Below are 11680 nucleotides of genomic sequence, written 5' to 3' on the forward strand. Positions count from 1 at the left end.
AACAGAATTATTCTTACAAAATCAGAGATATTTTTCAGCATCTACATTGAACAACAAAAAGAAAAATATACTTATTACCTTAAAATCTTATTTTATTTTCTTAACTTTGCAACCGTGAAAGAGTGCAAACTCAATTATTAATCAAATTCATTAATGAACTAAAATGGGAATTTTCTCTAAAATATTCAAAGGAAATAACGAAGAACAAGAAAAAGTCGGCGGCATGAACGACTACATGACTTTAGTGCGTGTGTATTTTCAAGCTGCCCTTGCCGCGCGGTTGGGTATTACGAATTTAACCATGTTGCCCGACCTTCGTACTTACAAGCAAACTTTCCGCATTCCGACTGTCAATAATAAATTAGGAGTGGGCGAAAAGAACAGTATAAGAAAAACGATGAAGAACTTATACGGCACCAACGACCTGTTCTTCGACGAAGTAGACGCCAGCATCAAGAAGAATTGTAAGAAGATACAAGATGCTCAAAGCTATCTTTATCAATTCCAAGCCTATACCCAAGACCTGATGATGCTTATTGGGAACCTGATGAAATTTAAACTCCGCGTGCCGGGTTTCTTCAAGAAAATCATCTACACGATGACCGAAAAGACGATTAATGATATTTACACTAAAAACAGCTACACCGACCCGGCTGTTATAAAGGCTGTCATGTCGGTTCGTCAGCTATCGCAACGGCTTGGTTTTTCACGCCAATGGGCAACAGAATTTGTGTACCAAATCGTCCTCTTGGCAAAGAAAGAACCAAAGCAAAATGCCGACAATACAGCAACAAAATAAAACTTTGTTCTGTTGTAGAATAGAAAAAATCGGTCGGAAATTTTGTTAAATTAAAACTTTAACGTAAATTTGTAGCCAAAATGATATAGGCAAATGAATGCGAATGAAAAGACACTGAATACTTTTGCAACTCGTGTTAGACAAATGATTCTTCAGTATGAAGAGGTAAAAAAGGAAAACGACGAGTTGTACGATTTGGTGGATCAGCGTGAAAAAGAGATTGCAAAGCTCGAAGCACAGCTGAAACAGGCGCAAAGCGACTATAATTCATTAAAGATGGCTAAGATGATAGAAATTTCTGATGGCGATATGGAAGGCGCACAGAAACGAATATCCAAACTTATCCGCGATGTAAACAAGTGCATCACACTCATTAGTGAGAAATAACCTCGAATTGAATGGCAGACGATAAATTGCATATTAGGTTACATGTATACGATACAGAGCTATCGGTAAATATTCCTCGCGAAGACGAAGAATACTACCGTGCCGCTTCAAAACTAATTACAGATACTGTAAACACCTATGCAACCTATTTTAAAGGTAAAAAGAGCGATAAAGACATTCTGTACATGGCAATGTTAGATATAGCCCTTCATTATAAAAAAGAAGGCGCACGCAACGACACTGCACCATTCAATGACATTCTTGGAAAACTCACTTTAGAGATAGAGGAAGCACTTAAGAAATAACCAAGAATAAATAACATTATAAATAATTTAAATGAGTCTGATAACAATAATTGTAGCTCTCGTAGGTCTCGTTGTAGGTCTCATTGTCGGCTACACTGCATTCCGTTACATAATTAACGGTCAATACAAAGACATTATGGCGAAAGCTGAAAAAGATGCCGATGTGTTGAAAGAAAAGAAACTACTCGAAGTTAAAGAGAAATTCCTTAACAAGAAGAGCGAACTTGAAAAGGAGGTGCAACAAAGAAACCATAAATTTCAGCAAAACGAAAACCGTCTAAGACAGAAAGAGATTACCTTGAACCAACGTTTAGACGAAATGAACCGTCGCAAGCAAGAGGTTGAACAACAGCAGCAGCGCATTGAAAACGACAAGAAGTTGTTGATGGTTAAGGAACAAGAGTTAGAAAAGCAGAAAGAAGCAGAACGTGCTAAACTCGAAGAACTTTCCGGCTTGAGTGCCGAAGAGGCAAAAGCCCGCCTTGTAGAAAGTTTGAAAGACCAAGCCAAGCTCGATGCAGCGTCATATATCAACGAAATTGTTGATGAAGCAAAACTGAACGCGAACCAACAAGCCAAGAAAATTGTCATTCAAACCATTCAACGTGTTGCCACCGAAACAGCTATCGAAAACTCGGTTAGCGTGTTCCACATAGACAGCGACGAAGTAAAAGGTAGAATTATTGGGCGCGAAGGTCGCAACATCCGTGCCCTTGAAGCAGCTACCGGTGTTGAAATCGTTGTCGATGACACTCCTGAAGCAATCGTCATATCCGGTTTCGACCCTGTTCGCCGTGAGATTTGCCGTTTGGCTCTCCATCAATTGGTTTCCGACGGCCGCATTCACCCGGCCCGCATCGAGGAAGTTGTGGCAAAGGTTAAAAAGCAATTAGACAACGAAATCATCGAAACGGGTAAGCGCACAGCTATCGATTTGGGTATCCACGGTTTGCATCCTGAACTAATCCGCATCGTCGGTAAGATGAAATATCGTTCTTCATACGGACAAAACCTGCTCCAACATGCTCGCGAAACCGCCAATCTTTGTGGCATTATGGCAAGCGAACTTGGTCTAAATCCGAAGAAGGCAAAACGTGCAGGCTTATTGCACGATATTGGTAAAGTGCCTGACGAAGAAACAGAACTTCCACACGCATTATACGGTGGTCGTATTGCTGAGAAGTTTAAAGAGAAGCCCGAAATCTGCAATGCTATCGCTGCGCACCACGACGAAACAGAAATGACAAGTCTTATTGCACCTATCGTTCAGGTTTGCGATGCAATTTCAGGCGCACGTCCGGGCGCACGCCGCGAAATCGTAGAGGCTTACATCAAGCGTTTGAACGATTTGGAAGCCATTGCAATGAGCTATCCGGGTGTTACCAAGACCTATGCTATTCAAGCAGGTCGCGAACTCCGTGTGATTGTAGGTGCCGACAAGATGAACGATATTCAGAGCGAACAATTGAGTAGCGAGATTGCTGAAAAGATTCAAAACGAAATGACTTATCCCGGACAGGTAAAAATCACCGTCATTAGAGAAACACGCAGTGTTTCTTACGCAAAATAAACACGGTCATTCTTGTTTAATAAAAACTTATAAAAAGCGAATTGTTCCTTTTGGAATAGTTCGCTTTTTGTTTATGAATACATAAAGGCATTGCCGTTACCGATAACTTCAACATTGGTGCAACGACCTTGAACGATGAGACAAAATTTGCACTATAATAACATAGGGTTGAAGAATTATAAATGTCTTCTCTAAGAGCATAAGCCCAAAGAGAGCAATAACCATCAAAGAAACAACGGGCAGAGACCGTAACTCAATATACTTTAATAAGGCACTACTTAACGTAAATTCGGCATAAGAAAGCAGGTTAAACAGGTAATCTCACAGATGTTTTTAAGCAAATCTTCTGATGAAGCAGTGAGCGTTCTTCAGCTTAACTTCGTAATAATGATTCCGTTAAAAAGTGATAACTGCGTTTTAGCATTGCTAAAGCGGCTGTTTTGCAACGCAAAACCTACGCTTTTACTGTGCAAAACAGCCGCTTTTGGAACATAAAACAATAGATTTTGTAATTCACTGACAGACAGACGGTTAATCAATAGATACGCTTGCGAAAAATATTAACACCTTTATTACCTTCTTTTCGTTCTTTCTTCAAGTATCAGTATGAATAATATACTGGCATAATTCTTATACCGAACTCACGTTATGATGGAAGTTTTATAGAACACGCCTATATCCACTAAGGTATATAAAATTCGAAATGCCTCTCGAAAGTTTTGTTCTACTTTCAAGAGGCATTTACCGGAATGCGCTATAACTTATTTTTGGTTCTCTTCCCTACTTCAGATTTTAAAGCTATAAAATGCAGAAACCTGCTTAATAGTTACCTTTTTCAGAGAAGAAAGAAATAAGGACAGGCTATCTTTCCTTTGAAGTGTTATGACTTTCTAAGATTTTCTTTATCTTAAAATTTGTGGTCTTAAGTTCACTCACAGGCGACACGCCGCTTTTAGTCAGATAAATGCGCTGGCGGTACACCGGACCATGATTTCCTTCTGCATCTACGGCATAGCCTACAGCAGTGCAAACTGTTTCGTAAGGAACAAAGAATGCTGTTTCTGCATCGGAAATCCCATAAGTCAGCAATTCGTTAGCGAGGTCTTCGTCAGTACGCGACGATGGGTCGGTGAGGTCTTCCGAATACAATCCGTAATAGAACTTTGTTGCCTCTCCCGTTATTTTCACCTTCACCGGCAAGACAGCTTTTCCTTCCGCTCCATCAAATTTACCGGGATAGGCTTGAATAAGTTCATCTCCATCGTAATACTTATTATAAATCAAACTGAATGAGACATCGGCTACTTTTATTTTAGCAGTGGTGAAGAACTTCTTTACTAATGGCGTTGTGGCTACTCCGCCCGAATATCCGAATGCAACTACACAGTATTCCGTTTCGGGCGAAAGATTTGGAAGCTGCACATCTTTGTCGCCTTCATATATGCGAATATATTGCGCATAGGTAGGCATGGTGAGTATATCAACGATTTCTTCATCACTATATGTCTTCCATTTCCCGGACCATTTGAAGAAAGCCATTGCATATCTGTCTTTATTCGTTGTTTTGAAATGAACCTCTACACTGCGCGGCTTAATATCGGAAACCTCAATAGTTATTTTATTATCGGAAGGTTTAACCTTCTCCGTCTTTACGGATTTGATAACCGGTTCGGAAAGAAATTCTCCCGTTTTAGGATTTATGTATAAAGCAAATCCGACATATTCGGTGTTTTCTTTCAACGATTTGAATACCTTTTCACCTTTATTCTTTGTTGTGTATTCAGCAAGAAGGTCTTCCACCGAGAAGCCTGTCTGTTGTGCAACTTCCACCAAATGGTCGATTTGTTTTCTCAATTTCGGCACTACGTCAGCATCATTCGGAGCCTCTTCGCGTGTATACATCTCGAACAGATATACCGAATCTTTATATGCGGGGGTAACATTCATTTTTATTTCGTTTCCTTCAACTTCGTACGATATTTCAAAATCGGCAACAACAGCAAGAGTAGTAACCTTAACCTCTGTTATGCCTGAAGGCACTTCGTCTTCATCGAACATAAGAATATAGAAATAATAATCCGTGTTGGGAACGCAGTTCTGGAACTTAAGGTACTGGTCTGTTGTATATTCGTTGTTATGAGCCTCCGTTATCTGTTTGCGAAGCTCGGCATGTGTGCCGTTTAATTTTTCCGTAGATACCTTCAAATACCATTTCTTGCACTTCTCAGGCATCTTGAAATCTATTATCATTTCATTGTTAGTAACTTTTTCTACATCGACAACCATCTCCATAGGTTCGACTTTCTCGAATGCAATATCATTGATTTGATTTAGGAGAACCCCGGTATAGGTTTTGTCTTTCTTATGTATTCGTAGTATCTCGCTATTGTCTGTTTGGGCGAACGACATGGTTGAAACCAATGCTACCATCGCTAAAACTATAATCTTTTTCATTTTCTTCTTCTTTTGTTTTTTCTTTTGAACGTATCAACTGTTTCGGTTACATGCAAATTATTGTTTAGCTGGGTGGTGAAACTTTACTAAAACCGGTGTGGTACATGGTGCATTGTCGTCCAATCCCACAGCTATTGCATAATAATCTTGGTCAGGGCGTCCGGGAGAGAACTCTGCTTCGGTATCGCCATGGAAGTTTTGTTCTTCTATGCTTGATTCGTAGCAAAGGTGATTAATCATTTCCTCGGCAGTTGCAAATTTCTCTACGTAAGAAGCGGGCTGCACTCCGATATAGTAACTATCGTTGTTCGTTGTGGTCGTTTTTACGACAACATCGCGATATGCCACTTTCTTAAGTTCGATTTTGATTTGGTTGCTTGACGGTGTAGGAGCCTGTGTCTTGAAAGTTTTCGTGTAAACAGGCGTAACGAGTTCACCGTCATCGTTCATTCCGAAAGCCACAATCATCTGTCTGCATTCCAACGCAAGCTGTTCTGTACGTCTTGGTAACTGCCTGATTTAAGGTCGTTCTTCATTATACTCTGCCATGTTGTGCCATACATCGAGGCAAAGTAAGTCCACATTGCGATATAATGCTGAACTACATCGCCCTTGTTTTCGAGTTCGTCGCAATCCTGATAATACTTGTCAAGTTCAGAGCACAAAGTATAGAACTTAACATTCGGTTTTTTAGATTTTACGGAATAATCCACAGTTCTGCACGTAATCTTGTTTATTTTTATAGCCAACTCGTCGTCTTCCGCTTTTCCGGTTTTAAGTGTCAGCTTGCTTACTTCGCTCGGAATATCGTTCGTGTCGAAAGCCAGTGCATATACGGTATATTCTTTTTCGGGTTCGAGCATATCGAACGACTTCTTATAAGAAGTTTTCTTATCCAATGTCTTGTGCTCGATAATATAGTCTTTCAACTTATCTTCGGGGATTTTTTGTTCAGCAGGCAGGCAGAGTGCATAGAAACGCCCGCAGTTTTCCTGAAGTTCCATATTCACCGCAATAGTACTCGACGTAACGAAACGCTTGCTTAAATTTACTTGTGCCTTTTCGTATTGGGCAAATGTGAGCGAATCTATGTCTTCTGCAAGAAGTGCTATCTTCTTACCCGACTTGAGCGTTACCTTCATTTTATATGAAGTGTTTTGCTGTGCCATAGCTGCCATTCCTTGGCATACGGCAAGTAAAAGGATTAGATACTTCTTCATGGTTACTTTCTAAATTTGAATGTTGTGTTATTAATTTTGAATACATAAATACCTTTGGCGAGTCCGGAAATATCCACTGCCTGTCCTTGCCAGTCGGTATCCCGAAGCACGACCTGCCCATTGGCGTTGTAAATGCCTATCTCGTAATGCTTGCCCTGCTCACGACCATTAACATAAATGAGATTGCTGTTGGCAGGAGAATAGATACTCAAATTGCTGTCGGGCAGCCGAGTCTCACCGATACCTGAGATGACATCGAAAACAATACCTTGAATGTCGGCAAACTTGTAGGTTTCCGAACTTCCCGAATTGTTTTTGTTTACCTGTAACACATTAGAACCGGCATCAACGACGATGTTCTTCAACTCGCTAATCTTGTAGGTTTTGTTTCCTGCGCCTGTCTTGATTGTCATTTCAGACACACTCTGTGCAAAGGAGCTGTTTGCGAGAACCAGCCCAATTGCGATTAATAGTTTTCTCTTTTCCATACGTTCTTGGGTTGATGATTGTTAGTAATATTTTATTTAAGTGAAATCACTTCATTTTAGTAGAAGAGGGTTAATTCCTTATTGTATATGGTTTTCGCAAAGATAAGTATTTTTTTTTCAAAAACAAAATTTATTTTCTTAAAATAGCAGAATTACCTCTCAATTAAGTCAAAATTACGAAATATTATGCATAAAGTAAGCTATAAAGTTTGTTACAAAGTTATAAAAGGAATGGGAAGCCACATTTTAGACTTCCACCCTATTGCTCCTGCATTCCTCGTTTTGTATTCAGAAAGCAGAGAACAGAAGTATAAATATTTTTTGAAAGACTATTTTTCGGATAACTTACTCGCTGTCAGCGCATTATAAAACCTATTGTTTCGCAATTCAAAAGCGTAGGTTTTGAAGAGCAAAACAATAGGTTTTGATGGGCAAAACTTACGCTTTTGAAGTGTCAAAGCGTAGTTGCCACTTTTTAACGGAACAATTTTTACAAAGCCAAAGCAGTTTTTCAGTATCTGCTATGAGCAAGAACCAAATCGTTCCGACATTTATATATTTCTACTAACCCTATCTATATCTCCGATAGAATTTACTTCATCAGTCGCAATCGTAAGCTGTTGAGCACAACGCTAACACTCGAAAATGCCATCAATGCACTTGCCCACGAAGCGTTATCTGCCAATCGATGCCGAACAAATATAGCACTCCTGCTGCAAGCGGTATGCAAACAATGTTGTAAATGAATGCCCAGAACAGGTTTTGCCATATCATGTGCACGGTGCGGCGGCTCAACAACAAGGCTTCGGGCAAGGTTTGAAGGTCGTCGCCCATAAGCGTGATTTGCGCAACGTCCATCGCCACGTCTGTTCCCTTGCCTATTGCAATGCTGACATCTGCCAAAGCCAGTGCCTGCGTGTCGTTTATGCCATCGCCCACCATCGCTACACGCTTGCCTTCAGCCTGCAAACGGCGCACCATATTTTCCTTATCTTGTGGCAGCACTTTACTTTGATAGTGCTTTATGCCCGCTTTCTCTGCCCAATACTTTGCAGCTTCTTCCTTATCGCCACTCATCATATAAACTTCCACACCGTTTTCCTGCAATGTTTCCATTGCTTTTCTGGCATTGGGCTTTAGTGTTTCGCGTTCTTCCAAAGCCAAATCGTCTGATTTAGTGAAGTCTATGCTTCTATTTGGAATGGTTAATGTACCCGTTTTATCGGTTACAAGCGCGTCTATCTTACGCAGATTTTCTAACGCAGCAGCGTCTTTGACAAGTATTTGCTTCTCGGCAGCCTTGCCTATGCCCACCATCAACGCTGTCGGTGTAGCCAAACCCATTGCACACGGACAAGCAATGACCAACACGGCAATAGCCGACAGAATGGCTTGCGGCAGATACGCATTGCCACCAATAAGCCACCACAGAAGGAAAGTGCAGAGGGCTATCGATGCAACAACGGGAACAAATACCAAAGCAGCCTTGTCTACGATACGCTGAACAGGAGCTTTAGAGCCTTGTGCTTCTTGCACCATGCGTATAATCTGCGCTATCACAGTGTCCTTGCCTATCTGTCGGGCACGCATTCTTAGCTTTCCCTGATTTGGAATAGTGCCTGCAAGCACCTTGTCGCCCTTCCGTTTTTGTGCAGGATTAGGCTCGCCCGTTATCATACTCTCGTCTATATAGGCAGCATCGGGTGTCATAAAGCTCTCCGCCCAAACCACTTCGCCGTCCACAGGTACTTTCTCGCCTGTACGAACTTCAAGCAAATCGCCCACTTCGATGGTAGAAATAGGCACTTCCTCTACCCTTTCGCCATCTACGATATGGGCTGTTTTGGGTGTCATTCCCATCATTTGGCGAATAGACGATGCTGTTCCGTCTTTCGCTTTCTCTTCCAAGAGCTTGCCCGTAAGCACAAAAGTGATTATCATAACCGAAGCATCGAAATAGGTATGCCACGCTATGCCACGACTTCCCCATACCGTTTCGCCCCAAAAAGTGTTGAAGACGCTGAACAAGAAAGCTATCAGCGTAGACAAAGCCACAAGCGTGTCCATGTTGCTAAGCCATTTTGCAGTTGCTTCCATGCAGAAACATAGAACCGACGACCACAATACACCATATTGGCAAGTGCTATGAGCAACGCTATCTGGTTGGTTGTGTTTGCATTTCCTACATCTATCCAATGCATAGACACCGCCATAATACTGATGGCAAACAGCCACGACAAAGCAGTTTTGCGTTTCAACAACGTAAAAGCGCGCTTTTCAATCTCAACGGCAGAGCGTCCCTCTTCTATTACAAGGTCGAAACCGATGGCATTAATAGCTGCCTTCAGGTCTTCTAACGATATTTCATCAGGATTAAAGTCTATCAATGCGGTGCGAGAAGGCAACGAAACCGAAGCAGAAGTTACACCGTTTAAACTGTTGAGCTTTCTTTCTACATTGGCAGAACATGCCGAACACGCCATACCAATTACCGGAATAGTTTTCTTCACATTATTCTCCTCTTTCCAATTCCTACTTTATAAATACCTTATTATAGTATCATTTCAAAACGACCTGATGCTTCTACCGCACTTTTCAGTTGCTCCGGCTTTACCAAGTTTTCGTCGTAAGAAACCTTAACTGTCCTTTCTGCCAAGTTCACTTCAGCCATTTCAACACCTGCAACGCCTTTAATGGCATTCTCTACACTTGCCTTGCAATGTTCACACTTCATACCGTTTACGGTAAATACTTTATTTTCCATAATCTGTTTGTTTATCTATGTTGATTAAATTCTATTTGTTCTCTGCTAAATTCCTTGAACGTATAAATCATAATGGGGATTGTAGCTAAAAACGAAAGTGCATCGCTCACCGCCTGACACATCTCTACTCCCAACAAACCGAAGAACTTCGGAAGTATAAAAATTAAAGGAATGAAGAACAATCCTTGACGGGCGGCAGCCAAGAAGTTAGCTCTCCAAGGCTTCCTGCATGTCTGTGCAAGCATATTGCTGGCTACAATGAACGCATTGAATGGGTAGGTGCAAAGCTGCCAACGCAGTGCCACAACACCAATGCTTATAACTTGTGCGTCGTTGCGGAACAACCCGATGATAGAACTGCTGAAAATCCAACCTATGAGCGTGCAGACAAGCAGGAAAACGGTACCCATTTTCACGGTAAACTTATAGGCTTCTTTCAATCTATCGTAAAGTTTTGCCCCATAACAGAAGCCACACAGCGGCTGAAAACCTTGCCCCAGCCCTATAACGGTGGCGAGTACGAGCATGGAAATGCGTGTAACGATGCTCATTGCCGCAATTGTTTCGTCGCCATAATAGCCTGCTGCAATGTTAAGCGACATGGTTGCCAAGCACGCCAAGCCCTGACGAGAGAGCGACGGGCTACCTCCTAAGAATATTTCCTTGAACGCTTGCCACGAAGGAGCAAAGTTTCGGAAATAAATACCGATGTTCTCACCCTGCCGAGCCATATAAAAAAGAATAAGAAACGACGCTACTTGTCCTGTAACAGTGGCAATGGCAGCACCGGTTATTCCCATATCGAAGCCGAAAATCAGTATCGGGTCGAGTGCAACATTCAGCACCGCTCCCACAACAATGCCATACATGGCATACGTGGCATTGCCTTGCAAGCGCATTTGATTGTTCAGCGTAAGCGAAGAAGTAAGGAAAGGCGCACCAAGAAGCACGATACCCAAATACTTTTCGGTATAAGGCAGAATGGTAGGAGTACTTCCCAACAAAACCGACAATGGTTTGAGGAAAACCAAGCCTGCTACCATGATGCACAGACCGAACAGAAACGAAAAGTAAAAACCTGTCGATGCCATACGAACAGCGTTATGGTGGCGTTTCGCACCCAACTCTCTCGAGATGTAATTGCCCGACCCATGTCCGAAAAAGAAACCAAACGACTGAATGAAAAACATCACCGAGAACACAATGCCCACAGCTGCTGTAGCCTGCGTGTTTATCTGTCCCACAAAGTAAGTATCGGCAATGTTGTACAGGCTCGTTACCAACATCGAAATAATGGTGGGCACAGCCATTGTTACGACAACCTTATGAATGGGCTCTTCTGTAAGAAACGTATAATTATTTTTACCTTTGTGCATATCAAAGGCAAAGATACAAAAAACTAAATAACCAAAAGAATGCGAATGTTTAATTAGAACTAAAATTGAAAGATGCAAGATTTTACTTTTTCGGCACAGCTTTCCGGCTTGTGTCTATCAATTCGGTATGACTGCAAAAGATGTGTCTACCGAATTAGCTAATGAGGAGGAAGAGTCATTTTAAAGCAACATTATTAAATTTTTTACACGTAAAGAAATATTTTTCTACGTGTAAGTAAATATTTCTCTACACGTAAATAAATATTTCTTTACGTGTAAATAATTCTACCAACAAAACTTTTTGATGATTTCATACA

At 41.4% G+C, this 11680-nt stretch carries 11 protein-coding genes and 1 pseudogene; 5 read left to right on the forward strand and 7 right to left on the reverse strand.

Going from position 1 to position 11680, the window contains the following annotated elements; genetic code table 11:
• Positions 1–163: 163 nt before the first annotated feature.
• From JCM15124_RS03730 to rny, 4 genes are all read left to right on the forward strand, one after another.
• Positions 164–799 carry a DUF8491 family protein gene (locus JCM15124_RS03730; RefSeq protein ID WP_024998359.1) on the forward strand — a complete coding sequence of 212 codons (636 nt, stop codon included), beginning with the start codon at positions 164–166 and terminating at the stop codon, positions 797–799.
• A 93-nt stretch (positions 800–892) separates the two neighbouring features.
• On the forward strand, positions 893–1186 hold the full coding sequence (locus JCM15124_RS03735) for a coiled-coil domain-containing protein (RefSeq protein ID WP_024998360.1): 294 nt from the start codon (positions 893–895) through the stop codon (positions 1184–1186).
• 11 nt (positions 1187–1197) lie between these two features.
• Positions 1198–1491: a cell division protein ZapA gene (locus tag JCM15124_RS03740; RefSeq protein WP_024998361.1), complete on the forward strand. Its 294-nt coding sequence runs from the start codon at positions 1198–1200 to the stop codon at positions 1489–1491.
• 31 nt (positions 1492–1522) lie between these two features.
• Positions 1523–3061, forward strand: coding sequence for a ribonuclease Y (rny, locus tag JCM15124_RS03745; RefSeq protein ID WP_024998362.1), 1539 nt, complete (start codon positions 1523–1525; stop codon positions 3059–3061).
• An 861-nt stretch (positions 3062–3922) separates the two neighbouring features.
• Here the strand turns inward: rny and JCM15124_RS16155 are convergent.
• The 4 genes from JCM15124_RS16155 to JCM15124_RS03760 are packed head-to-tail and all read right to left on the reverse strand — an operon-like array spanning position 3923 to position 7223.
• Positions 3923–5515, reverse strand: a complete 1593-nt coding sequence (locus JCM15124_RS16155) for a hypothetical protein (RefSeq protein WP_024998363.1) — start codon at positions 5513–5515, stop codon at positions 3923–3925.
• 57 nt (positions 5516–5572) lie between these two features.
• Positions 5573–5998 carry a hypothetical protein gene (locus tag JCM15124_RS16425; RefSeq protein WP_232220069.1) on the reverse strand — a complete coding sequence of 142 codons (426 nt, stop codon included), beginning with the start codon at positions 5996–5998 and terminating at the stop codon, positions 5573–5575.
• Positions 5980–6735, reverse strand: coding sequence for a hypothetical protein (locus tag JCM15124_RS13095; protein ID WP_232220070.1), 756 nt, complete (start codon positions 6733–6735; stop codon positions 5980–5982). Before JCM15124_RS13095 ends, JCM15124_RS16425 begins: the two co-directional genes overlap by 19 nt.
• A 2-nt stretch (positions 6736–6737) precedes the next feature.
• Positions 6738–7223, reverse strand: a complete 486-nt coding sequence (locus tag JCM15124_RS03760) for a T9SS type A sorting domain-containing protein (protein WP_024998364.1) — start codon at positions 7221–7223, stop codon at positions 6738–6740.
• A gap of 231 nt (positions 7224–7454) precedes the next feature.
• Between JCM15124_RS03760 and JCM15124_RS15730 the strand changes: the two genes are divergently transcribed.
• Positions 7455–7592 carry a hypothetical protein gene (locus JCM15124_RS15730; protein WP_156930627.1) on the forward strand — a complete coding sequence of 46 codons (138 nt, stop codon included), beginning with the start codon at positions 7455–7457 and terminating at the stop codon, positions 7590–7592.
• A 223-nt stretch (positions 7593–7815) separates the two neighbouring features.
• Here the strand turns inward: JCM15124_RS15730 and JCM15124_RS13100 are convergent.
• The 3 genes and pseudogenes from JCM15124_RS13100 to JCM15124_RS03775 form a co-directional block, all read right to left on the reverse strand.
• A pseudogene (locus JCM15124_RS13100) lies at positions 7816–9733 on the reverse strand (heavy metal translocating P-type ATPase).
• A 41-nt stretch (positions 9734–9774) separates the two neighbouring features.
• Positions 9775–9987: a heavy-metal-associated domain-containing protein gene (locus tag JCM15124_RS03770; RefSeq protein WP_024998365.1), complete on the reverse strand. Its 213-nt coding sequence runs from the start codon at positions 9985–9987 to the stop codon at positions 9775–9777.
• Positions 9988–9998: 11 nt separating this feature from the next.
• Positions 9999–11363: an MATE family efflux transporter gene (locus tag JCM15124_RS03775; RefSeq protein WP_024998366.1), complete on the reverse strand. Its 1365-nt coding sequence runs from the start codon at positions 11361–11363 to the stop codon at positions 9999–10001.
• Positions 11364–11680: the final 317 nt, after the last annotated feature.

It is taken from the genome of Prevotella falsenii DSM 22864 = JCM 15124, from assembly GCF_000613945.1.
Lineage (GTDB): Bacteria > Bacteroidota > Bacteroidia > Bacteroidales > Bacteroidaceae > Prevotella > Prevotella falsenii.

Coding starts and splice junctions, on each gene's coding strand:
- JCM15124_RS03770 (WP_024998365.1), bottom strand. CDS start 9,987: ATGGAAAATAAAGTATTTACCGTAAACGGTATGAAGTGTGAACATTGC.
- JCM15124_RS03730 (WP_024998359.1), top strand. CDS start 164: ATGGGAATTTTCTCTAAAATATTCAAAGGAAATAACGAAGAACAAGAA.
- JCM15124_RS03760 (WP_024998364.1), bottom strand. CDS start 7,223: ATGGAAAAGAGAAAACTATTAATCGCAATTGGGCTGGTTCTCGCAAAC.
- JCM15124_RS03735 (WP_024998360.1), top strand. CDS start 893: ATGAATGCGAATGAAAAGACACTGAATACTTTTGCAACTCGTGTTAGA.
- JCM15124_RS16155 (WP_024998363.1), bottom strand. CDS start 5,515: ATGAAAAAGATTATAGTTTTAGCGATGGTAGCATTGGTTTCAACCATG.
- rny (WP_024998362.1), top strand. CDS start 1,523: ATGAGTCTGATAACAATAATTGTAGCTCTCGTAGGTCTCGTTGTAGGT.
- JCM15124_RS13095 (WP_232220070.1), bottom strand. CDS start 6,735: ATGAAGAAGTATCTAATCCTTTTACTTGCCGTATGCCAAGGAATGGCA.
- JCM15124_RS03740 (WP_024998361.1), top strand. CDS start 1,198: ATGGCAGACGATAAATTGCATATTAGGTTACATGTATACGATACAGAG.
- JCM15124_RS15730 (WP_156930627.1), top strand. CDS start 7,455: ATGGGAAGCCACATTTTAGACTTCCACCCTATTGCTCCTGCATTCCTC.
- JCM15124_RS03775 (WP_024998366.1), bottom strand. CDS start 11,363: ATGCACAAAGGTAAAAATAATTATACGTTTCTTACAGAAGAGCCCATT.